General features: G+C 66.9%; 20 protein-coding genes. 6 read left to right on the forward strand and 14 right to left on the reverse strand.

The window, feature by feature from the left end; genetic code table 11:
* Positions 1–315 precede the first annotated feature (315 nt).
* The 10 genes from fdxA to AC1DRE_RS22560 all read right to left on the reverse strand — a co-directional run bounded on the left by fdxA (position 316) and on the right by AC1DRE_RS22560 (position 10,370).
* Positions 316–642 (reverse strand): ferredoxin, encoded by a 327-nt coding sequence (gene fdxA / locus AC1DRE_RS22515; RefSeq protein ID WP_476986714.1) that lies wholly within the window; start codon positions 640–642, stop codon positions 316–318.
* A gap of 6 nt (positions 643–648) precedes the next feature.
* Complete coding sequence (locus AC1DRE_RS22520) at positions 649–2,154, reverse strand: aldehyde dehydrogenase family protein (protein WP_476986715.1); 1,506 nt, start codon at positions 2,152–2,154, stop codon at positions 649–651.
* Between the two features lie 28 nt (positions 2,155–2,182).
* Positions 2,183–2,971 (reverse strand): SDR family oxidoreductase, encoded by a 789-nt coding sequence (locus AC1DRE_RS22525; protein WP_476986716.1) that lies wholly within the window; start codon positions 2,969–2,971, stop codon positions 2,183–2,185.
* On the reverse strand, positions 2,971–3,996 hold the full coding sequence (locus AC1DRE_RS22530) for a dihydrodipicolinate synthase family protein (RefSeq protein ID WP_476986717.1): 1,026 nt from the start codon (positions 3,994–3,996) through the stop codon (positions 2,971–2,973). Before AC1DRE_RS22530 ends, AC1DRE_RS22525 begins: the two co-directional genes overlap by 1 nt.
* A gap of 26 nt (positions 3,997–4,022) precedes the next feature.
* Positions 4,023–4,847 carry an enoyl-CoA hydratase-related protein gene (locus AC1DRE_RS22535; RefSeq protein ID WP_476986718.1) on the reverse strand — a complete coding sequence of 275 codons (825 nt, stop codon included), beginning with the start codon at positions 4,845–4,847 and terminating at the stop codon, positions 4,023–4,025.
* On the reverse strand, positions 4,844–6,100 hold the full coding sequence (locus AC1DRE_RS22540; RefSeq protein WP_476986719.1) for a CaiB/BaiF CoA transferase family protein: 1,257 nt from the start codon (positions 6,098–6,100) through the stop codon (positions 4,844–4,846). Before AC1DRE_RS22540 ends, AC1DRE_RS22535 begins: the two co-directional genes overlap by 4 nt.
* Complete coding sequence (locus AC1DRE_RS22545) at positions 6,097–7,479, reverse strand: FAD-dependent oxidoreductase (RefSeq protein ID WP_476986720.1); 1,383 nt, start codon at positions 7,477–7,479, stop codon at positions 6,097–6,099. The genes AC1DRE_RS22540 and AC1DRE_RS22545 overlap by 4 nt, the downstream gene beginning before the upstream one ends.
* A gap of 11 nt (positions 7,480–7,490) precedes the next feature.
* Positions 7,491–8,825, reverse strand: a complete 1,335-nt coding sequence (locus AC1DRE_RS22550; RefSeq protein ID WP_476986721.1) for an MFS transporter — start codon at positions 8,823–8,825, stop codon at positions 7,491–7,493.
* 164 nt (positions 8,826–8,989) lie between these two features.
* The gene (locus AC1DRE_RS22555) at positions 8,990–9,595 is read right to left on the reverse strand and encodes a helix-turn-helix domain-containing protein (protein ID WP_476986722.1); all 606 of its coding nucleotides are present in this window, start codon (positions 9,593–9,595) and stop codon (positions 8,990–8,992) included.
* 313 nt (positions 9,596–9,908) lie between these two features.
* Positions 9,909–10,370, reverse strand: a complete 462-nt coding sequence (locus AC1DRE_RS22560) for a DUF4383 domain-containing protein (protein ID WP_364119798.1) — start codon at positions 10,368–10,370, stop codon at positions 9,909–9,911.
* A 141-nt stretch (positions 10,371–10,511) separates the two neighbouring features.
* Here AC1DRE_RS22560 and AC1DRE_RS22565 point away from each other — a divergent pair, with 141 nt between their 5' ends.
* Positions 10,512–11,159, forward strand: coding sequence for a hypothetical protein (locus AC1DRE_RS22565; protein ID WP_476986723.1), 648 nt, complete (start codon positions 10,512–10,514; stop codon positions 11,157–11,159).
* Positions 11,160–11,233: 74 nt separating this feature from the next.
* Positions 11,234–12,550, forward strand: coding sequence for a cell division protein PerM (locus tag AC1DRE_RS22570; protein ID WP_476986724.1), 1,317 nt, complete (start codon positions 11,234–11,236; stop codon positions 12,548–12,550).
* 57 nt (positions 12,551–12,607) lie between these two features.
* Here the strand turns inward: AC1DRE_RS22570 and AC1DRE_RS22575 are convergent, their stop codons facing one another.
* Positions 12,608–13,039 (reverse strand): hypothetical protein, encoded by a 432-nt coding sequence (locus tag AC1DRE_RS22575; RefSeq protein WP_476986725.1) that lies wholly within the window; start codon positions 13,037–13,039, stop codon positions 12,608–12,610.
* Between the two features lie 39 nt (positions 13,040–13,078).
* On the opposite strand from AC1DRE_RS22575, the gene purN reads away from it, so the two are divergent.
* Together purN and AC1DRE_RS22585 are read left to right on the forward strand one after the other, a co-directional pair.
* On the forward strand, positions 13,079–13,642 hold the full coding sequence (gene purN / locus AC1DRE_RS22580) for a phosphoribosylglycinamide formyltransferase (RefSeq protein WP_104172803.1): 564 nt from the start codon (positions 13,079–13,081) through the stop codon (positions 13,640–13,642).
* Between the two features lie 144 nt (positions 13,643–13,786).
* A complete protein-coding gene (locus AC1DRE_RS22585; protein ID WP_476986726.1) occupies positions 13,787–14,722 on the forward strand; it encodes a hypothetical protein in 936 nt (311 codons plus the stop codon).
* A gap of 91 nt (positions 14,723–14,813) precedes the next feature.
* Here the strand turns inward: AC1DRE_RS22585 and AC1DRE_RS22590 are convergent, their stop codons facing one another.
* The gene (locus AC1DRE_RS22590; RefSeq protein ID WP_476986727.1) at positions 14,814–16,166 is read right to left on the reverse strand and encodes an MFS transporter; all 1,353 of its coding nucleotides are present in this window, start codon (positions 16,164–16,166) and stop codon (positions 14,814–14,816) included.
* A gap of 194 nt (positions 16,167–16,360) precedes the next feature.
* Between AC1DRE_RS22590 and purH the strand changes: the two genes are divergently transcribed.
* Positions 16,361–18,046 (forward strand): bifunctional phosphoribosylaminoimidazolecarboxamide formyltransferase/IMP cyclohydrolase, encoded by a 1,686-nt coding sequence (gene purH / locus AC1DRE_RS22595; protein WP_476986728.1) that lies wholly within the window; start codon positions 16,361–16,363, stop codon positions 18,044–18,046.
* Positions 18,047–18,172: 126 nt separating this feature from the next.
* Here the strand turns inward: purH and AC1DRE_RS22600 are convergent, their stop codons facing one another.
* A complete protein-coding gene (locus AC1DRE_RS22600; RefSeq protein WP_476986729.1) occupies positions 18,173–18,319 on the reverse strand; it encodes a hypothetical protein in 147 nt (48 codons plus the stop codon).
* 25 nt (positions 18,320–18,344) lie between these two features.
* Complete coding sequence (locus tag AC1DRE_RS22605; RefSeq protein WP_476986730.1) at positions 18,345–19,316, reverse strand: trypsin-like serine peptidase; 972 nt, start codon at positions 19,314–19,316, stop codon at positions 18,345–18,347.
* 278 nt (positions 19,317–19,594) lie between these two features.
* Between AC1DRE_RS22605 and AC1DRE_RS22610 the strand changes: the two genes are divergently transcribed.
* A complete protein-coding gene (locus AC1DRE_RS22610) occupies positions 19,595–21,817 on the forward strand; it encodes an NADP-dependent isocitrate dehydrogenase (protein ID WP_476986731.1) in 2,223 nt (740 codons plus the stop codon).
* Positions 21,818–21,912: the final 95 nt, after the last annotated feature.

Consider the following 21,912-nt stretch of genomic DNA (forward strand, 5'->3'; position numbering starts at 1 on the left):
TGTTGTAGACAGTCTGATTGGCCCCCGCCCAAGAGTCCAGAGTCTGGGCGATATTTGCCTGCGGCAACGGCATTGACGCACGACGGCGGCACTTGGCTCACGTCGTCGGGCACGGTTGGCATCACTCGTCGCCGGCGCACGAAAAAGCCGCTCCCTCAGTTGGGGTCTGAGGGAGCGGCGGTCCTTTCGGGTGGGGCTCAAGTGTCCGTTCGCGCTTGCGGAGCGGGGCTCAAGTGTCCGTTCGCGCTTGCGGAGCGGGGCTCAAGTGTCCGTTCGCGCTTGCGGAGCGGGCCTCAAGTGTCCGTTCGCGCTCAACTAGTGGGCGGGTTCGGCCACGGGGTGGGCTGCGATCACCGGATGGTCGCGGCCCAGGTTCCCGAGGGGCGAGGCACCTTGGGGCGACCCGAGTTCCTCGAAGAACTCCACGTTGGCCCGGACGTAATCCACCCACTCGTCCGGGACGTCGTCGGAGTAGTAAATGGCCTCCACCGGGCACACCGGATCGCACGCGCCGCAGTCCACGCATTCGGACGGGTGGATGTAGAGCGACCGTTCGCCCTCGTAGATGCAGTCCACCGGGCATTCTTCGATGCAGGCCTTGTCCTTCACATCCACGCACGGCTGCGCGATCACGTAGGTCACGGCGCGCTACACACCGGTGTAAACGGTCTTGCCCCAGGTGAAGAAGTCCAGTGCGGACTTGCCCTGTTCGCGGAACGTGTTGGTGGAGGAGTCCTTCACACCGCCGAACGGCACGTTCAGGTCCAGGCCCGCCGTCGGCCGGTTGACCTTCACCACGCCGGCCTGGGCCCGCGCGGCGAAGTCCGTGGCGAGCGCCAGCGAATCGGTGCAGATGCCTGCGGTGAGGCCGTAAGGGGAATCGTTGATCGCGGCGAGACCGGCCTCGTAGTCGGCCACTTCGAGGACGGCCACCACCGGGCCAAAGATCTCCTCGGTCACGGCGGCGTCGTCGAACGGCAGTCCGGTGAGCACGGCGGCCGGGAAGAACAGCGGACGGTCCGCGTCGCCGTCGTGCGTTCCGTCCAGGATCCCGGAACCGGACAGGAGCGTGGCGCCGCGTTCGACGGCGGACCGCACCGCCGCGGTGTTCTGTGCGTGCTGCTGGCTGCTCACCACGGCCCCCATCCGGACAGCGTCCGGACCGTCAGTGTCCATGCCGTCGCCGGGAGTGTAGGCGGCGGCTTCCTCGGTGAGGGCGTCGAGGAAGGCGGAGCGGATGCCCGGGGTGACATAGACGCGGGACGTCGCGGTGCAGGCCTGGCCGGTGAGGCCGAACGCCCCGGCGGCCACCACGTGGGCTGCCTTGCGTGCATCGGCGTCGTCCAGGACCAGGACGCCGTTCTTGCCGCCCATCTCCAGCTGGACGCGGGCGCGGCGGGCGTTCAGGATCTCCTGCAGGCCCAGCCCCACGTTCGTGGAACCCGTGAAGGAAAGGCCGGCGATGCGCGGGTCGCGGGCCAGTGCGTCGCCCACCACGCGGCCCTTGCCGTGCACCACGTTGAACACGCCGGCGGGGAGTCCGGCGTCCTGCAGCGCACGGGCCAGGTGTGTGGCGGAGAGCGGGGTGAGCTCGGCCGGCTTGATCACCACGGCGTTGCCGCTGATCAGGGCGGGGGCAGTCTTCCAGGCCGGGATGGCGATGGGGAAGTTCCACGGCGTGATGAGTCCGACGACGCCGAGCGGTTCGCGCCGGGTGGTGATGGTGGTGTCCGGAAGGCCGCTGGGCAGGACTTCGCCGGTGGCGGCCCAGCCGAGGGAGCCGAAGAAGCGCAGTACGTCCGAGGCGCGCTTGACCTCTCCCTTGGCTTCGGCGAGGGTCTTGCCTTCCTCCCGGACCAGGTCCTCGGCGATGGCGGCCTGGCGGTCGATCAGCAGGTTGCCGGCGGCGATGAGGATGGCGCCGCGGGACGGTGCGGGCATGGCGGCCCAACCGGGCTGCGCTGCCGCGGCGGCGGTGATGGCTGCGTCCACATCCGCTGCGGTGCCGCTGGGGGCGAGGGCTGCGAGTTCGCCCGGGCGGGCCGGGTTCATCCGTTCGGTGCCGGCTTCGCCCAGCCATTCGCCGTTGATGAGGTGCCGGGCGGTGATGAGGTCGCGGTCGGTCGCGGTCTCGGGCAGTGCTGTGGAAGTCATGGGGTTCCTTCTGAAGTGTGAGGGGGAGCTACAGGCTGCGGATCAGGCCGCCGTCGCACCGCAGCGCAACGCCGGTGATGTACGACGCCGGGGTGCTGCACAGGAAGGCGGCGGCGGCGCCGAATTCCTCGGGTTCGCCGTAGCGGCGGGCGGGGATGGTCTTGCGGGATTCCAGCTGGATCTCCTCCAGCGTGGTGCCGCGGCGCTTGGCGGCGGCATGGTCGAGTTCGGCCACCCGGTCCGTGGCGATCCGGCCGGGGAGGAGCATGTTGACGGTCACCGCATCCAGGGCCACTTCGGCCGCGAGGGTCTTGAGGTAGCCGGCCAGTGCGGCACGGCCGGTGTTGGACACGGCCAGGTTGGGCAGCGGTGCCACCACTCCGCTGGAGCCGATGGCGAGGATGCGGCCCCAGCGCCGTTCCCGCATGCCCGGAAGGACCTGGGAGACCAGCGCGTGGTGCGGCTTGACCAGCAGCTCGAAGGCGGCGGCGATGTCCTCGGAGCTGAGCGTCGCGGCGGCGCCGGGCTTGGGGCCGGGGCCGTTGAGCACCAGGATGTCGATGGGACCGAGGTCCGCCACGGTCTGTTCGACGGCGGACCCGATTCCTTCGGGGGTGGTCAGGTCCGCCTCGATGGCGATGGCACCGGTGCCGTACGCGGTGTGCAGGTCCGCGGCGATCTCCTTGGCGCGGTCGCGGCGGCGGCCGGTGACGGCCACGCGGACGCCCTCGGCGGACAGCGCGCGGGCCACGGCCAGGCCCAGGCCTCCGGTGGAGGCTGCCACCAGGGCGGTCTTGCCTGCGATTCCCAGGTCCATCAGAAACTCCCTACAGATGTGTGGTTGGTGGCGGCGGGTGAGTCTGTGCGTGCTTCCAGCGCGGCCGCAGCTTCCCGCAGGTGCGTGAGCATGCTGTACCGCAGCTTCTCCGGGAACACCGCGGCCGGCGCCCGGACGCCCGAGTCCTTGATGAGGCCGCGCTTCCGCAGGCATTCCTTGCGGACGGCGAGGGCGATCTTTGCCTGCTGCTCGAAGTTGATCAGCGGCAGGTATGGCAGCAGCTGGTCGCGGGCGGCCTCATAGCCGTCGCGCTGCCAGGCCCGGACACAGGCGATCAGCGCCTCCGGGTAGGAGAAACCGGTCATGGCGCCGGCCGCTCCGGCCATGAGCTCGTCCAGCAGCCCCTGCCCGCCGAGCCCTCCGAAGACGGAAACCCCGACGGCGGCCGTCAGCTCCGCGATGGCCACGCTGGTGGGCGGCGCTTCCGCCTTCACCGCGACCACGAAGCTGCACCACTTCACCACGGAAATGAGTGCCGGGGTGCTGATGCTGACGCCGCTGGCCAGCGGGTAATCCTGCAGCACCACCTTCGCGCCGGTGGCCCGGTGGATGGCATCCAGGTGTGCGATTACCACCTCGGGCCGGGCGGAGTTGGCCTGCACCATCACGGCAGCCAGGCGCTCGCCGGCAGCCGCCTGCGCCGCCTTGATTTCGTCGATGGCCGGCCGGGTGGCCATCGCGGTGATGCCCACGACCAGCGGGAGGTCCGTGCATTCGACCGTAATTTCCAGCACCTGGCGGCGTTCCTCCACGGTCAGTGCTGCAGCCTCGCCGAACACGCCCAGGACGGTCAGTCCCGTGACACCGATGGCTTCGTAGTGCTCCACCAGCCCGGACAGGCTGTCCAGGTCCACGTCGAGCGTGCTGCCCTGGAACGGTGTGGCCACGACGCCCCAGACACCGGGCGCCAGTGACTCGCGGGCGGAGGCCTCGCGGGCCTGTGGTTCGCGGGCCAGGGACTCGCGGGTATCCTTCGCTGTGCCGTCGTTCAGTGATCCAGTCATTGAATCCTCCTCGAAGTTGTTGGGCATCAGCGGCCCGGCCAGACCGGCAGCCGCTTTTCCTGGAAGGCGCGCACGCCCTCTGCGGAGTCCTCGCTGTCCAGTGCCGCCATGAGCGCCGGCAGGCGGAGACCGCGGGCCTCCTTGGCGGTCAGATGGCCCGTTTGTGTGACCATCTGCTTCACCGCCCGGACGGAGGTGGGGGCGCACGCCAGGATCTGGTCCACCCAGCGCTGGACCGCGGCGTCGAGCTCGTCTGCCGGGACCACCTCGTTGACCAGTCCCATGGACTGCAGTTCCGCGGCGTCCGCCTTCCGTCCGGTAAGCAGCATTCCCATCGCCTGCGTGTGGGGGATGCGCCGCACCAGCTGGTGGATGCCGCCGTCGAGCGCCAAACGGCCCACCCGCGGTTCCGTCAGCCCGAACTTCGCGTTTTCCGACGCCACCACGATGTCCGCGCCGAGCACGATCTCCATGCCGCCGCCCAGCGCGTAGCCGTTGACCCGGGCGATCACCGGTACATCCAACGACGTGCGCAGGCTCAGCCCGCCGAACCCGTTCGGGTCCAGGCCTGCCCAGTACTCCAGGCCGGTCTTGTCCACGGCGGAAGCGGACATGTCCGCCCCGACGCAGAACGCCCGGGTGCCGGCACCGGTGATGACGACGGCGCGGACGTCGGCGTCCTGTTCCAGCTGTTCCCAGATTTCGTTGAGCCGGGCTTGGGCGGTGCCGTCGACGGCGTTGAGCACGTGCTGCCGGTCGATCACCACCGTGGCCACGTGGTTGTCGATGGTCAGGGTGACCTGGTCCACCGGCGTCTGTTCCACGACTGCCTGTTCCACAACTGCCGTCACCGCAGGACCCCCAGCTGCTGCAGGCGATCGATGGTCTCTTCATCGAAGCCGTTCTCCAGCAGGACCTCCACGTTGTGCTCGCCCAGCCGCGGCGCCACGCGCCGGACGGTGGGCGGCGTGGCGGAGAGCCGGATGGGCGCGTTGAGCATGCGCACCGTTCCGACGCCGGGGTGTTCGGCCTCGACGATCATGCCGTTGGCTTCGGTCTGGGCGTCGGCCAGGGCCTGTTCCAGGGTGTGGACCGGGGCGTTGAGCAGCCCCTGGTCCTCGAGCTTGCCGGTCCAGTGCTCGGTGGTGTTGGTGGCGATGCGCTCGCGGAAGATCGCCTGCAGCGCCGGCTTGTGCGCGAACTGCTGCTCCAGGTTGGCGAACTCGGGCCGGAGCGTGAGGTCCTCCTCCAGGCCGAGAGCCTCGGAGATGCGGGCCAGCGGGTCCGGGGTGAAACCGCCCACCATGCACACGGCGCCGTCGGTGGTTTCGAAGACGCCGCTCAGCGGCATGGCGCCCCAGTTGACCTCGTAGCCGCGGTTGAGCTGCATGCACGCCTCCTGCATCTGCAGGTGCAGCATGGAGTCGTACATGGTCACCTCTACCTTCTGCCCGACACCGGACGTCTCGCGGGTCCGAAGCGCCAGCAGGATGCCCTGCATCAGGTGCATGCCGGTGATGTAGTCGCACAGGGTGGTGGGGTAGATGGAGGGCTTCTGGTCGTCCGATTCCCGCCGCCACATCACACCCGAGTAGGCCTGCGCGATCGCGTCCTGGCCGCCCTTGTGCGAGTACGGGCCTACGGGGCCGAAGCCCGTGCCGGAGGCCCAGATGATGCCGGGGTTTTCCGCCTTGAGGTCCTCGTAGCCGAAGCCCATCCGCTCCATCACGCCGGAGCGGAAGTTGCTGACCACCACGTCCGCGTCCGCCATGATGGCGTGCAGGACGTTCCGGCCTTCCTCGGTGCGGGTGTCGATGGAGACGCTGCGCTTGTTGCGGTTGATCGACAGGAAGATCGGGTTGTCCTGGCCGTCCTTGTCCGGGAACGAGTTGCGCGAGATGTCGCCGGCGCCGGGGCGCTCCACCTTGATGATGTCCGCGCCGTAGTCGCCCAGGAGCTGGGTGCAGGACGGGCCCATGAACACCTGGGTGAAGTCCACGATCTTGATGCCGTCGAGCGGGAGCGGCGTCGGTGCCGGAGCAGCGGCGGCGGGTGCCGCCGTCGTGCGTTCCGGCTCTGTCGTTTCCAAAGTCAAGGTGCTCATACTGCCACCGCCGCGTCGGTGTCCACGGTGGCGTTCGACGACGGGACGTCGCCCGGGTCGGCGCCGTGCCGGCGCATGCCCTGCTGGATGTCCAGCGCGGACACGTCGCGGACGAGGACGCCGTTCTCGACGGCGAGGGCTGCGGCAACGCCGACGGCCTGGCCCATGGCCATGCAGGGCGGGATCTCGCGGGACATCTTCTGCGCCTCGGGGGTGGCGGAATAGTGGCGGCCGGCCACCAGGAGCTGGTCCACTTCCTTGGGCAGCAGCGAGCGGTACGGGTAGTAGTAGTCGCGGCCGCGGGCCACGGTGTCGGCGAAGTGCCGGCGCTGGGTGACGTCGTCCTTGGTCATGACGTACTCGCCCTGCAGGAGCCGGGTCTGCCGGACGCCCATCTGGGAGGCGACGTCCAGCATGTAGCAGTTCTCGAAGCCGGGCAGGTTGGCGCGGACGTAGTCCACGGCCTCGGAGATCCGGTCGCGGGCGGCGAATTCGGCGGCCGTCATGTCCGCCGGGTCCGTGCCGTCGAAGCCGGTCATGTGCGGGGCGTTGCACCAGACCACACCGTCGATGGGAGTCTTGAGCCACCACAGTTCCCAGGCGCCGCCGAGGAGGCGCTTGATCTTGCGGTTGATGGCGCGGGCTTCCTTCGGGTTGGCCTGTTCGAACGCCTCGGCGGCATCCGTGTTGACGTTGCCCAGGCGGAAGACGAGCGTGGTGAGGTAGTTGTCCTTGGCGTAGCTGGCGCCGGCCCGGGAGGCGACGTCGATGTCGCCGGTGGTGTCGATGACGACGTCTGATATGAAGGCCTGCGGGCCCAGCTTGGTCTCGCAGATGACACCCTTGATCACGCCGTTGTCCACGATGGGGCGGGAGAACCAGGAGTGCAGGCGCAGGTCCACGCCGGCCTCGCGGACCAGGTCGTTGGAGACGCGCTTCCAGCCGTCCGGGTCAAACGCCGCGGCGTAGCAGATGGGCTTGGGGTTGGTGTGGGAGTGGAAGTCGAAGGTGCCGTAGCGGCCCCACTTGTTCCAGAGTTCCTCGGAGGTCTTGCGGTCATCAGCCGGCGGGACGATGGCGAGGCCCAGTTTCTGCAGGCGCTCGACGTATTCGGACACAATGCCGGCGACCGTGATTTCCTGGCCGTTGATCATGTCGTCCAGCACCAGGACCATGCCGCCGGAGGCCAGGCCGCCGAGTGCTGAGTAGCGTTCCAGCAGGGTGACCTTGGCGCCCGACCGGGCCGCGGTGACGGCAGCGGCCACACCTGCGGGACCACCACCCACCACGAGGACGTTGGAGCGGGAGATGACGGGGGCGGTGAGGTCCGCCGTCGTGGTGGCGAGGTCCAGTGAGCTGAATGTTGCGGGGGAGGTCATGGGAGGGATCCTTAGTTTCCGACGAAGAGGCCGTTGGTGCGGCGGGCGGCGAGGTAGAAGATGATGCTGAGGATGGACAGGACGGCCACGTAAACCGGGAAGACCCAGCTCAGGTTCATGGACTGGAGCCACACCAGCAGGTAGGAAGCAGTGCCGCCGAAGAGGGCGACGCCGATGCCGTAGCCGAGGGCCACTCCGGCGCCGCGGCAGTTCTTGGGCATCAGGGACGAGCTGACCACGTTGTAGAGGGTCATGTTCAGGACCAGGACCAGGGAGCCGCCGAGGAGGACTGCAGCGAAGCCGCCGATGCCGGGCTGGACGTACATGAGCATGAGGAACACGGAGGGGATGGCCAGGATGCGGGTGATCAGGAACCAGCGGGACATGGACCGGCCGTCGGCCAGCTTGCCGATGATCCAGCTGCCCACCACCAGGATGAGGCCCAGGATGGTGGTCAGGGCGAACACCGCGGTGGGATCTTCCTTGAACCCGCTGCGTGCTGCGCTGGGAAGGCCGACGTTCCAGGCGTAGTTGTAGGCCTGGGCGGCGCCCACCACGAAGATGATGGCCAGGACGGAGAGCCAGTGCTTGCGGACTCCGGTCCAGACGGCGCCGGGGGTGTTGGTGGCCATTTCCTCGGGCCTGAGGGTTTCCGGCAGGGACCGGCGGAGGTAGAGCACCACGAAGCCGAAGAGGGCGCCGATGATGAACGGCACGCGCCAGCCCCAGTCGGCCATCACGGCCCCGCCGAGGGTGAGGCTGCAGAGGAAGCTGACCAGCGAGGCCAGCAGGATGCCGATGTTGACGTAGAAGGACATGATGCCGGCCACGTAGCCTTCGCGGCCTTCCGGCACCAGCTCAACGGCGTGGGAGGTGGAGAGCGGGGCTTCGATGCCCGTGGAGATGCCCTGCAGGACGCGGCAGACCAGGAGGATGATGCCGGCCCAGGCGCCGATCTGCTGGTAGCTCGGCGTGACGGCGATGATCAGCGTGGTGCCGGCCATCAGCATGATGGACAGCAGCATCACGCGGCGGCGGCCGACGCGGTCCGCCAGGGTGCCCAGCAGGATGCCGCCCAGCGGACGGAAAGCGAAGCCGACGGCGAACACGGCCAGGGCGTTCAGGGTGGCGGAGAGCGGATCGGTGTTGGGGAAGAAATTGGGGCCGATGAAGGCCGAGAGGAGGCCGAAGACCATCCAGTCGTACCACTCGAGGGCGTTGCCCAGGCCCAGTCCCAGCAGGCCTTTGCGGACCTCGGGGGAGAACTTTTCGGAGGAGCGGGTGCGGGAGGGGGACGCGACTGCTTTGTCGGTCCCTCGGGGGTCTGTCGTTTGTGTGTCGAGCATGGAAGTGTCCTTACGCTTACGCCACAAAGGGCGTGGGAGGGTATGACGCATCGATGTCTTGGGGGCAGGACGGAAGATGCGAAGGATGCAAGGACTGTCGGCGGGCACGGTTCAGGCCCGGACAGTGGGTGTAAGACGGTAACGGCCGGTTGGGGTCGGCGGATCTACCACGCGTGCGGTGCGTTAACCCAGATCGCTACGCATACCTCTTCGTAGCTGTTTTTGTACCAGTGAGGGATCTCCGAGGAATAGGTGATCGAATCGCCCTCGCTCAGGCTGTGGCAGACGCCGTCAAGGTAGACGTCCTTCCGGCCTGAGACGATGTAGCAGAACTCCTCGCCGCTGTGGCTGAAGGGGTTCGAGCTGGTGTCGTGTCCGGGCGGCGTCATGATCCACTGGGCTTCAATGCCGCCGTTGAGGCCGGGGGTGAGCAGTTCGTGCACTGCTTCGCCGACGGATTCGCGGGTGACGCCCTTGAGGTTGCGCCGTTCGGATTTACGGACCACGGGGGACTTGGAAGCTTCCTGCCCGATAAAGAATTTCCCCACCGGAATGTCCAGGCCGTGGGCCAGTTGCGCCAGGGTGGTGAAGGAAGGATTGGCCATGCCGCGTTCGATCTGGCTGACGATCGCCTGGCTGAGTCCGGTGATCTCCGAGAGCTTGGCCAGCGTCATGCCTTTTTCCTTGCGCATGGTGCGGACCTTGTTGCCGACAGTGGCAAGCAGCGCGCTTGTGGCGGCCGGTGCACCGTTCGTAGTCTCGGTGGTCATTGGGATTCCTTCATTGGGTGACCTGACTCACATAACTATAGTGAAGATTTTTAGCGAGTCAATGTTTTTTCCTTGATTAAAGTGAAAATCTTTACAGGAATGAAGATTCTGGGCCCGCCCGCGAGCTCCAGGCCCACCCCGACGACCCGCCGTCGGCTGATCCCCCCGCAGCAAGGCCCTTAAACGCAAAAAGCTGGTGCAGCCGCCTGCGTCTACGCAGGGCAACTGCACCAACCGGTGGTTAAAACATTTCAGATTGCTATGAATCGTTCCTCATTAGCGGCTCCTTATGTCCCGGGTTACGCGATCCGGGCTACCTGCGGTCCTCGGCCAGATGCCTCGAGAGGATCCAGCCGGCGCCAATCATGAGCACGCCCAGCACCATGTGGGTCCAGTTATCCATAGTGTTCAGCGACAGGAAATTGGCTGCCGATCCCACTCCGACACTGAGCCCGAAGATGCTGAGGACGATGTACAGCGCACCAAAGCCCATGAGGAAGTTCCGGGCGCCCATTCCACTGCGGGACATCGCCCAGCCCGTTGCACCGATGACCAGCTGCACAATGTTCAGCAGCATGGATACCTGGAACAGGCTAAGGAACATGGCGTGCGAATCAGGTCCAAGGAACCTCAGTTCGCTGTACTGCTGGGTAATGCCCGGGATGAACCCCAGAACACCCACCAACATCAGGACAATACCTACACCCATGCCAACGTTCTGGACATCCGTACGACCAAAGTGAACGCCGTGTGCATGTGGGGATGCGGTAGTCATTTTTCTGCCTCCAACCACTGTTTGCGGACATACCAATCTTACGGCTGAGTAATGAAAAAAGCGCTTGGGGCATGGGGACTTCTGCCCAGCGACAGAACCGCCCCGTTCTGCTGAACTGGCAGGACCATGCGCCCTGTAACCGTGATTCTCCGAACCCTTGTGGCCGCCGTTGTGCTGCTGGCTGCCGCCGGCTGCAGCGTGGCCGTCCCTGCCGGCAACGCCCCCGCTGTCGGTGCGTTGAGAATGAGCGAGACGTTGGAGGACGGGGCAGGGGCGGGGGAGCCGCCGTCGGACGGGGCTGCTTCCCAAGCGGTTCCGCCGGCTGCCCCCAAGGCCAACGCCCGTCCGCTGAACAGGGCCGAGCAGCTCCTGCCCAAGGTTAACGCGCAACCGTGGGCGGCGCCGCTGCCCGTTGTGGTCCAGTCGGCGAGCAAGGACATGCAGTGCTCCATCGACGCGGACGGCGCGGCGTGCCACCTGCTCACTGACGTCGCACCCCGGCCCGGTGATATCAGGGGCCAGTGCACCGGACTCAGCGAGTACTACGGCGGTTATGCGGTGGTAACGCTCGACGGCGGCGCCCAGTACGGGCTGTGCGGCAACGGAACGTCCCCCATGGAGGCGGAGGCCGTGGCCGGGCCGGCATTCCCGGGGCCGTGGATCCAGGACGGCCAGACCGTGCGGCTGGGCAATATGGTGTGCGAACGGGCGCCGGGCGCCATGACCTGCGCGCATCTTCGGACCGGGCACGGCTTCATGATCAGCAAGGACAACTACGAGCTCTGGTAACAGCTCTGGTAACTCCGTCGTTTGAGCCTGTCGTGGCCGGGCCCCGGGCGCCTCCCGTGACACCATGGAACACGATGAAACTGCGCGCTGATCAGACCGGAGACCGTGGCATTCCCATGCCCTTGTGGCTGCAGGGAGCGCTTGAATCGGCGCAGGCGGCGGTCATCTCCGCGCTGGTGGTGCTGGCACCCATCGTGGCAGTGTGGGCCACGGCCGGATTCCAGAACAATAATTTCGATTCACTGGCACGGCTTGGCGGGCAGGCCTGGCTCCTGATCCACGGCGTGCCGCTGCACCTGACGATGGTGGCGGGGGATGCTGCGGCACAGACCGAGTCGGGCACGCTATCGCTGATCCCGCTGGGCCTCACCCTCATCCCGTTCCTGCTCGCGTGGCGAGCCGGCCGGCGCCTGGCCCGGGCTTCCTATACGGACCAGCTGTGGCAGGCGCTGCTGGGTTCGTGGCTGGTCTATGGCGGGTTCGGCATGGCCACGGGTTTCGTGTGCCGCACGGACGACGTCGCCATCTTCCTGTGGTTCGCCGGCCTCGTGCCGCTGATTCCGTTCGGGCTGGGCATGGTGGTGGGTGCCCGGCGCGAAGCAGGGTCCTGGAGCCGGCTCATCGGTGTCGACGCCGCGAACTGGATCGCCCGGACCAGCCAGCATTCCCGCTGGGCCGGGTCCTACCTTGGGTCCTCGATCAAAGCCGGATTCGTGGCGCTGATGGCCGCGTTCACCATGTCCGCGGCGCTGCTCGCCGTGGACCTGTTCATCCACTGGGACCTTGTGATTGCGGTCTACGAAGGGCTCGACGCCGGTGCCATGGGCGGTGCCGTGCTCACCATTGCGCAGCTCGGCTTCCTCCCCAACCTGGCCGTCTTCGCGCTCGCGTGGACCTCCGGCTCCGGCTTCGCCCTGGGCGTCGGCTCGCAGGCGGGCCCGCTCGGAACAGCGGTTGGCCCGCTGCCCTCCATCCCGGTGTTCGCGGCGCTGCCCGCCGGACCGCTGGACTACGGCTTCGTGGCGCTGGTGGTGCCGGTCCTCGCCGGTGCACTGGCCGGCTGGTGGTTCCTGCGCGAAGGCGAAAACCACTTCGACGAATGGCTGTCCATCAAGGTCCGGGCCCGCTGGTTCACAGCATCGGCCTCAACCCTGGCGCTCGGTGCGATCATCGGCGCTGCGGCGGGACTGATGGCCGGTGGCATGGCCTGGGTGGCGCGTGGATCGGCCGGGCTGGGCCGCCTCACGGACATCGGCCCGGACCCGCTGGGCACTTCGTTGTGGCTGGCCGCGGAGGTGGGGATCGGCGTCGTCATCGGTTACGCCGCGGGACCCTGGCTGGAACGCCAGCAGAAGCTGCGCGAAGCGGACCTGGAAGCGACACAGCCCTAGGAGGTCCCGCCGTCGGGCGCTACCTTCGGATGATTAGCCGGCTGACCTGCCGGCGGCTCAGCGAAGCTGGGTGGGGAGTGACTTCTCCAGCTGCGTCTGGCACTGGGCCATGGCCTGCTGGGTGAGCGCACTGCGGGAGCACTGCTGGAAGTCCCGGACCTGGTTGAAGAACACCGCCGAGGCCAGGATCAGCAGCACCATCACTGCAGAGACCACCAGCCCCGAGATGGTCCCGAACAGCACCAGCTTGGATTCCTTGAGCTTGATGGCGCGGACCAGCACCACGATGCCGAGCACGATGCTTGCCGTCGTGAGGATGGCCGTCAGCCACAGATAGGTGACGTCCACCTGGTAGACGAAGAAGGAGCCCAGGACGGTAACAATGAAAGTGCGGAACAGGTTGTGGGTCTTCAGCAGTGACGCCTTCGCAGCATCGCTGAGGGGCTGCCGTGCCGGCTGGGTACTTGCGGGGTCCTTCGGGGGGTTCATGTTTTCCAGCCTACGCGAGCGGCCCCATAAGCTAGAGCCATGCGCATCGTAGTCCTCGTGTCCGGTACCGGCTCCAACCTCCAGGCTGTCATTGACGCCGTCAAGGCGGGCGAGCTGGACGTCGAGATCGCCGCCGTCGGCGCTGACCGGCCGGGGACCTATGGTGTGGAACGCTCGGCGGCCGCCGGAATCCCGACGTTCGTGGTGGATTTCAAGGCCTACGCCGACCGCGCGGACTGGAACGCGGCGCTGACGGAGGCCGTGGCCGCGTATGAGCCGGATGTGGTGGTGTCCTCCGGCTTCATGCGGATCGTCAGCCCGGACTTCATCGACGCGTTCGACGGCAAATACCTCAACACCCACCCCGCCCTGCTGCCGGCCTTCCCCGGCGCGCACGGCGTCCGCGATGCCATGGCGTACGGCGTGAAGGTCACCGGCTGCACGGTGCACTGGGCCGACGCCGGCGTGGACACCGGCCCCATCATCGCCCAGGAAGCCGTTGCCATCCGCGACGACGACACCGAGGACACCCTGCACGAACGCATCAAGGTGGTGGAGCGCAGGCTCCTGGTCTCGACCCTGGCGCAGCTCGCCGCCGCGTAGGCACCGCCGGCCCTGCCCAACTAGGTAGCAGCAGGTGTCGTTTTGGCGGCTCAAAACGACACCTGCTGCTACCTAGTTGGGCTGCATGGATTGGGCCTGTGGATAACTTCCGCGCCGTCGCGCAATCTTTGCCACCATGGGGCCATGAAGACCCCGCAAGCGCTTCCGGAACCTCTCAGTTCCGCAGCGTTCACGTATCAAGAAGCGGTCGACGCCGGTGTGACCCGCCGCCGCTTGCGGCACCGCTCGCTGATCATGCCAAGCCGGGGGATCAGGCAACCCTGGCAAAGCGACGGCACCGAACTGCTGCGGCAGGTCCGGCCCGTTACCTTGGTCACGGAATTCTCGGCCGCGTCCCACGCCACGGCGTTCACACTTTGGTCGTTTCCGGGGTTCCTGCCGGGCGCTGACGATCCGATCATTCACGTTTTCCGTCCGGACACTATGGCCATCCCCAGGCGAACCGGCGTGCGGGGCCACCGCGGCCAGTTCTTTGGGGACGAAATTGTCGCTCTCGACGGGCTGCTCATTACCTCTCGGACGCGGACCTGGCTGGATTGCTCGCGGAAGATGAGCATCGATGAACTGACGGTTGTGGCAGACCACCTGCTGAGGATTCCGCGCCCCGAATTCGAGGGTAGGACGGAGCCGCACGCCACGCTGGCGGAACTCGCGGACATGCTGGACCGGCACAAGGGAACGCCCGGGATCCGGAAGGCCCGACTCGCCCTTGACCAGGCACGGGTAGGAGCCGATTCGGCGCCGGAAACGCGCCTCCGGTTGGCGCTGGAGAACGACGGCCTCCCCGAACCGCAACTGAACGCGCCCACTGAGCTGAGTCCCGGCGTCGTGCGTCAACCGGACCTTGCCTATCCGGAACACAAAGTGGCGGTGGAGTACGAAGGCGAGGGCCATTCCGAGGCCGCACAGATCATCCGGGACATCGCCCGTGAAGAGGACTTCAGCCGTGCCGGGTGGACCCTCGTCCGGATCTCCAAGCGGCATATGGTCAACGGTGCACGCTCCGCGGTGGCGAAGGTCCGTACGGCGCTGGTCAGCAGCGGCTGGTTGCCCAAGTAGGTAGCAGCAGGTGTCGTTTTGAGCCCTCAAAACGACACCTGCTGCTACCTAGTTGGGGGATGGGAAGGGGGAGGGGCGGGGCGAGCCGCGCTTACGTCAGCGTGCGCTGCTTCGTCTCGGGGGAGAAGAACGCCATCCACAGCACCGACAGCAGGACCAGCCCGCCGGCAATGGCGAAGGACGTCGCCAGTCCCAGCTGCGGCCACAGGACCGAGGCGAAAATCAGCGGCCCGAATCCTGCGCCGAGCCGGGAGAACGTGGACGCCCAGCCGAAGCCCGTGCCGCGAAGATCCGTGGGATACAGCTCGGAGACATAGGTGTACAGCACCGGAATCGCCACCTGTACGATGAACCCGAACACCAGCAGCCAGAACACGGCGGCGGACGGGATGTCCACCACGAACGCCACGATCACCAGCGTCAGCGCGGACAGCGGCCCAGTGATCGCCAGGATCCACTTGCGGCCCACCCGCTCCACAAGCACCGCTGCCACCACCACGCCCAGGAGCCCGACGGCGGCCATGGACGCCGTGGTGAGGAACGCCTTGTAGTCCTCGAATCCGGCGCCGATCAGAATCCGCGGCATCCACGTCAGGGACAGGTAATAGACCAGCAGGATGCTGAAGAACAGGGACCAGGCCGCCGCGGTGATCTTCCAGTTGAACCGCCAGACGCGTGCCAGTTGGAGCCAGGCGCTGCCGGCGGAAAGCCGCGGCGCATCCTGCGCGTCCGGGAGGCTGTAGGCACGGGGCTCAGCGCCCGTGGCTTTGACCAGGTCGTCAATGACCTTGGCGGCCTCGTCTCGGCGGCCCTTGCGGATGAGGAACAGCGGCGACTCCGGCACGCTGCGCCGCACCCAGAACACCAGCAGCGCCGGCAGCACCATCACCAGCATGGTCAGCCGCCAGTCCGCGAACGCTGCAACCAGCCAGGCGGAGACAAAGCCGCACAGCGCGGCGCCCACCGGCCACCAGCCGTCCATCGCCGTCAGTACTTTTCCGCGCTGCTTCCGGGGTGTGAATTCACCCACCAGGGCATAGTCCACCGGGATGCACCCGCCCAGGCCGAAACCGGCCATGAAGCGGAACACACAGAACCAGATGAAATCGGGGGAGAAGGCGCCCAGGACCGTGAACAGGGAAAAGATCAGCAGGGTCGCCGTGAAGGCCTTCTTGCGCCCGATGGTGTCCGCGATGGTGCCCCACGCGAACGCGCCGAGGGCCATGCCGATGAGGTTCGCCGTGCCGATCCACGCGGCATCGCCGGGGGCGAGCGCCCAGTGGGTGGACAGCAGCGGAATGAGGATCCCGTTGAGCGTCACGTCCCACGCGTCGAACATAAAGCCCAGGCCGCCGATCAGGAAGATCCGCCCCTGGACTTTCCATCGCCACGGCAGTTCCTGGACCACCTGTTCGCCGCTGGGCACAGTGGTGTAAGTATTCATCTCGGCCTCCTGAGAAAACTCTACGTTGCACGGAAGGGTCCTTGCGCAGGCCTCCGGGGTCCGGGCGCAGGCCTCCGGGGTCCGGGCGGAGCCTTCACAGTCGGGCGCGCAGGGAGGGCAGCCCGCCGGACACGATAAACTGACCACATCCCCACCAACCGCGGCACCCACCGTGTCAAAAGACGGAGACCTTTGTGAGCTTTACGCAGCTAGACCGTGTTCCCATCCGCCGAGCCCTGATCTCGGTCTACGACAAGACCGGTCTGGAGGAGCTCGCGAAGGGCCTGCACGAAGCAGGCGTCAAGATCGTCTCCACCGGCTCCACCGCCAAGAAGATCGCCGCCGCAGGCATCCCGGTGCAGGAAGTCGAGGAAGTCACCGGTTCGCCGGAGATGCTGGACGGCCGCGTCAAGACCCTGCACCCGCGCGTGCACGGCGGCATCCTGGCCGACCGCCGCGTCCCGGCCCACATGGAAACGCTGGCCGGCATGGAGATCGAGGCCTTCGACCTCGTCGTGGTGAACCTGTACCCGTTCGTCGAGACCGTGAAGTCCGGTGCCGCGCAGGACGACGTCGTGGAGCAGATCGACATCGGAGGCCCCGCCATGGTGCGCTCCGCAGCGAAGAACCACGCTGCCGTCAGCATTGTGGTGGATCCCACGTTCTACGGCAACGTTGTCCGCGCCGCGGCTGAAGGCGGCTTCGACCTGAAGACCCGCCAGCGCCTGGCTGCCAAGGCCTTCGCGCACACCGCCACCTACGACAACGCCGTGGCCACCTGGACCGCCAGCCAGTTCCTCGATGAGGACGGCGACGGCGTGATCGACTGGCCCGCCTACGCCGGCCTCGCGCTGGAGCGCTCCGAGGTCCTCCGCTATGGCGAAAACCCGCACCAGCAGGCCGCACTGTACGTCGACAAGGCAGCTCCCGCGGGCATCGCCCAGGCCGACCAGATCCACGGCAAGGCGATGAGCTACAACAACTTCGTTGACGCCGACGCCGCCCTCCGCGCCGCGTTCGACTTCGCCGAGCCCGCCGTGGCCATCATCAAGCACGCCAACCCGTGCGGCGTGGCCGTCGGAGCCGCGGATGCCGCCGACCCGATCGCCGACGCCCACGCCAAGGCGCACGCCTGCGATCCTGTCTCCGCGTTCGGCGGCGTCATCGCAGCCAACCGCACGGTCACCGCCGGCATGGCCAGCACCGTGGCCGGCATCTTCACCGAAGTGGTCATCGCGCCCGGCTTCGAACCGGAAGCCGTGGAGATCCTTTCCAAGAAGAAGAACATCCGCCTCCTGTCCCTGCCGGAGGGTTACGGCCGCTACCCGGCTGAAATCCGCCAGGTCTCGGGCGGCGTGCTCGTCCAGATTTCCGACAAGGTGGACGCCGACGGCGACAACCCCGCCAACTGGACCCTCGCAGCCGGCGAAGCCGCTGACGCCGCCACGCTGGCCGACCTCGCGTTCGCCTGGACTGCCTGCCGCGCGGCCAAGTCCAACGCCATCCTGCTGGCCGATCACGGTGCCGCCGTCGGCATCGGCATGGGCCAGGTCAACCGCCTGGACTCCTGCAAGCTGGCCGTGGAACGCGCCAACACGCTGGGGGTGTCGGTGGAGTCCGACGTTGAGGGCGCCGGCGGTGCCACTAACGTCGGAACGACAGCAACAGGCGCCAGCACCGCCCCGCAACGCGCCCGCGGTGCCGTGGCAGCCTCCGATGCGTTCTTCCCGTTCGCCGACGGACTGCAGATCCTGATCGACGCCGGTGTCCGCGCCGTGGTCCAGCCCGGCGGTTCCGTCCGGGACGACGAGGTCATTGCCGCGGCCAACGCCGCCGGCATCACCATGTACTTCACGGGCGCCCGCCACTTCTTCCACTAGTCCCCACCGCCTCCCTAACCTCGTTGCGCTCGGTCAGGGAACCCGGGCGGCGTGGGCCCACCGCACCACCACGTACGACGGCGACCGCCCCCGAAAAGGGGACGGTCGCCGTCGTCGTTCATTCAGTTAGTCCACAGCGGCTTCCGTGTCACCGTCCGGGCTGGCGGCCGGCTCTGCGAGCCGGATCTCCCGGGGCTTCGCTCCGGCCATCCGTTCCGGCGTCCAGTAGGCGAGGATCTCCTCCGGGGCCTGGCTGGTGCTGCTGTGGCTCACGCCCTGGTCAGCAGGCTCCGGGTTGTCAGTTCGCTGACGATGCACTCGAGTACGCCTGCTGGATGACTGAGCCCCAGTACGGTCCGTACATAACGTCGGACCGGCTGCCGTAGCCGTAGCTGTTGATGGAGTTCTGGTAGCCGCTGGAGCCGGTGCCGATGAACCACGGACCGCCCGAGGAACCGCCGGTCATGTCGCACGGGATGCCCTGGGTCTGGAACTGCGGGCTGTACGGATCATTGCTTGCCTGCCCGGTGCAGCTCACCAGTGATGCGCCGTCGAACGGGGCGGCGGCGGGGTAGCCGTAGGACTTGTAGGCCAGGCCGCGGGCAGCGTTGAACTGGACGCCCGATGCGCCTACAACGTCGGCCAGGTTCTGGCCGTTGAGCTGGGACACCACGGCGAAGCCCGTGTCGTACTGCATATCCCCGGACGAGCTCCACTGGGTGGGGGTGTACAGGCCCTTGGCGGCCCACTTGCCGTACGGCGCGGCACCGTCCAGGTACGCGGGGACGAAGATGAAGTTGGTGGCAAACGCACCCGGTCCCTCGTTGAGGCAGTGGCCGGCCGTGGACACGGTGTTCTTGTTGTTGGAAACCACGGAGTTGCCTGAGCAGACGTAGTTCCCACCGGCCATGGTGAAGAAGACTTTGCCAATGTGGGACACCGGATTCTCATCGGCGTGCAGCGGCGTCTTGCCCTTGCCTGCCTTGCCGGCAATCCTGGTGCTTGAGCCCTTTTCCACCGCAGCGGCGGACGAAGCGTTGCCGCGCTGGAGGGCCTTGCTGGCCAACACGTCGCCGGGAACCGCCGCGCGCATCCGGTCCGCTGTCCAGTAGCCGGCGACGTTCGCGCTGTCCACCGGCTGGCTGGCGACCTGCTCGCCGTCCCGGGCTAATGCGGGTGAGGCAGTCGCCCCGCCGGCTGCGCAGACCGCAAGCAGTGCCGCGGCGGTGAGGCTCAAGAGGCTGGTAGCCAGAGTCTTCGATTTCGTCATGGTTGTCCTAACCAGTCGTGATGCGGCGGCCTCAGATGGTGGCCGCCGCTAGTGGAGATGAACCTACCCAGCCGTGACAACTTTGTAAAGAGATACACAACTCTTGTATTTCCTGTTTAACGGGCGGGCTGCCCCGTCCCCTCACCGCAGCGGGCGGGGTCATGCTACGGGCTTCTACGCGTCCCGATGGGCGTCGACCCGCCCTACTCGGGTAAGTTAAGCATGTTGAAATAACGCGAGAGTTCCAGATGTATATACCTTCAGGAGACGCCCAAGCAATGGCCAAGATTATCTATACCCACACTGACGAAGCGCCCATGCTGGCCACCTATTCGTTCTTGCCGATCGTCGAAGCCTACGCGTCGACTGCCGGTGTGGAAGTGGAGACGCGCGACATCTCCCTCTCTGGCCGCATCATCTCCGTGTTCGGTGACTACCTCACCGAAGAGCAGCGGATCAGCGATGCCCTGGCCGAACTCGGCGACCTGGCGAAGAAGCCGGAAGCCAACATCATCAAGCTCCCCAACATCAGCGCGTCCATTCCGCAGCTGAAGGCGGCCATCGCCGAGCTCCAGGGCCAGGGCTACGACCTTCCGGACTACCCGGACAATCCGTCCTCCGACACCGAGACGGACATCCGCTCCCGCTACGACAAGATCAAGGGCTCGGCCGTCAACCCGGTCCTGCGCGAAGGCAACTCGGACCGCCGCGCGCCGCTGTCCGTGAAGAACTACGCCCGCCAGAACCCGCACTCCATGGGTGCGTGGAGCCCGGAGTCGAAGACCAACGTGGCCACCATGGGTGCCGAAGACTTCCGCTCCAACGAGAAGTCCGTGGTCATCGAGGCTGACGACACGATCAAGATCCAGCTGGTCAAGGAAGACGGCACCGTCAAGGTCCTCAAGCGCGGCTTCCCCGTCCTGGCCGGCGAAGTGGTTGACGGCACCGTGATGCGCGCCGCCGCCCTGGATGAATTCCTGGCTGCCCAGGTTGCCCGTGCCAAGGAAGAAGGCGTGCTCTTCTCCGCACACCTGAAGGCCACCATGATGAAGGTCTCCGACCCCATCATCTTCGGACACGTGGTCAAGGCCTACTTCACCGAACTGTTCGACACGTACGGCGTACAGCTCGCCGCGGCAGGCCTGAGCCCCAACAACGGCCTGGCCTCCATCCTGGGCGGCCTCGAAGAGCTTCCCGAGGATGTCCGCGAAGGCGTCAAGGCTGCCATCAAGAAGGGCCTGGAAGGCGGCCCCGCATTGGCGATGGTGGACTCCGACAAGGGCATCACCAACCTGCACGTTCCCAGCGACGTCATCGTTGACGCCTCGATGCCCGCCATGATCCGCTCCTCCGGCCACATGTGGGGCGCGGACGGCAAGGAAGCCGACACGCTCGCAGTCCTCCCGGACAGCAGCTACGCCGGCATCTACCAGGTTGTCATCGACGACTGCCGCGCCAACGGCGCCTTCGACCCCACCACCATGGGCACCGTCCCGAACGTGGGCCTCATGGCGCAGGCCGCCGAGGAATACGGCAGCCACGACAAGACTTTCGAGATCCAGTCCGCAGGAACTGTCCAGCTCGTGGACAGCAAGGGCAACGTCCTGATCGAACACCAGGTGGCACCGGGCGACATCTGGCGCGCCTGCCAGGCCAAGGACGTGCCGATCCGCGACTGGGTCAAGCTGGCCGTCACCCGCGCCCGCGCCTCCGAAACCCCCGCCGTATTCTGGCTGGACGAGGAGCGCGCCCACGACGCCAACCTGATCGCCAAGGTCAAGGAATACCTCAAGGAATACGACACCGAGGGCCTCCAGATCGAAATCATGTCCCCGGAAAAGGCCACGGCCTTCACGCTGGAGCGCATCCGCAAGGGCGAGGACACCATCTCGGTCACCGGCAACGTGCTCCGCGACTACCTCACGGACCTGTTCCCGATCCTGGAACTGGGCACCAGTGCCAAGATGCTCTCCATAGTCCCGCTGATCAACGGCGGTGGCCTCTTCGAAACCGGTGCCGGCGGGTCCGCCCCGAAGCACGTCCAGCAGCTGCTGAACGAAAACCACCTGCGCTGGGACAGCCTGGGTGAATTCCTGGCCCTCGCGGTCAGCTTCGAGCACCTCGCCACCACCACGGGCAACAAGCGTGCCCAGGTCCTCGCCGACACCTTGGACCGCGCCACCGGCACGTTCCTGCTCGAGAACAAGTCCCCGCGCCGCAAGGTGGGAGAGCTGGACAACCGCGGAAGCCACTTCTACCTCGCCAAGTACTGGGCTCAGGAACTGGCCCAGCAGACCGACGACGCCGAACTGGCCGCCGACTTCGCAGCCGTCTCCGCAGCGCTGACCTCGAACGAGGACACCATCATTGCCGAGCTGCTCGCAGTCCAGGGCTCCCCGGTGGACATTGGCGGGTACTACCACCCGGACGTGGCCAAGGTTGCCGCGGTGATGCGTCCGTCCGCGACATTCACTGAAGTGCTGTCAGGACTGGCCAAGTAGCCAGACCCGCAGAGCGCGAAACGCCCCGCCTCCCTTCACGGGAGGCGGGGCGTTTTGCGTGGCCTTCGCAGCGGTGCCGCGACGCCCGTGCCGCG

Source organism: Arthrobacter sp. P4_H3, assembly GCF_056400885.1.

Excerpts from the sequence above, each read along its gene's own strand:
- AC1DRE_RS22555 (WP_476986722.1), bottom strand. The coding sequence starts at position 9,595 with ATGACCACCGAGACTACGAACGGTGCACCGGCCGCCACAAGCGCGCTG.
- AC1DRE_RS22525 (WP_476986716.1), bottom strand. The coding sequence starts at position 2,971 with ATGGACCTGGGAATCGCAGGCAAGACCGCCCTGGTGGCAGCCTCCACC.
- AC1DRE_RS22610 (WP_476986731.1), top strand. The coding sequence starts at position 19,595 with ATGGCCAAGATTATCTATACCCACACTGACGAAGCGCCCATGCTGGCC.
- AC1DRE_RS22590 (WP_476986727.1), bottom strand. The coding sequence starts at position 16,166 with ATGAATACTTACACCACTGTGCCCAGCGGCGAACAGGTGGTCCAGGAA.
- AC1DRE_RS22530 (WP_476986717.1), bottom strand. The coding sequence starts at position 3,996 with ATGACTGGATCACTGAACGACGGCACAGCGAAGGATACCCGCGAGTCC.
- AC1DRE_RS22575 (WP_476986725.1), bottom strand. The coding sequence starts at position 13,039 with ATGAACCCCCCGAAGGACCCCGCAAGTACCCAGCCGGCACGGCAGCCC.
- AC1DRE_RS22545 (WP_476986720.1), bottom strand. The coding sequence starts at position 7,479 with ATGACCTCCCCCGCAACATTCAGCTCACTGGACCTCGCCACCACGACG.
- AC1DRE_RS22585 (WP_476986726.1), top strand. The coding sequence starts at position 13,787 with ATGAAGACCCCGCAAGCGCTTCCGGAACCTCTCAGTTCCGCAGCGTTC.
- AC1DRE_RS22540 (WP_476986719.1), bottom strand. The coding sequence starts at position 6,100 with ATGAGCACCTTGACTTTGGAAACGACAGAGCCGGAACGCACGACGGCG.
- purN (WP_104172803.1), top strand. The coding sequence starts at position 13,079 with ATGCGCATCGTAGTCCTCGTGTCCGGTACCGGCTCCAACCTCCAGGCT.
- AC1DRE_RS22560 (WP_364119798.1), bottom strand. The coding sequence starts at position 10,370 with ATGACTACCGCATCCCCACATGCACACGGCGTTCACTTTGGTCGTACG.
- AC1DRE_RS22520 (WP_476986715.1), bottom strand. The coding sequence starts at position 2,154 with ATGACTTCCACAGCACTGCCCGAGACCGCGACCGACCGCGACCTCATC.
- AC1DRE_RS22570 (WP_476986724.1), top strand. The coding sequence starts at position 11,234 with ATGAAACTGCGCGCTGATCAGACCGGAGACCGTGGCATTCCCATGCCC.
- AC1DRE_RS22605 (WP_476986730.1), bottom strand. The coding sequence starts at position 19,316 with ATGACGAAATCGAAGACTCTGGCTACCAGCCTCTTGAGCCTCACCGCC.
- AC1DRE_RS22550 (WP_476986721.1), bottom strand. The coding sequence starts at position 8,825 with ATGCTCGACACACAAACGACAGACCCCCGAGGGACCGACAAAGCAGTC.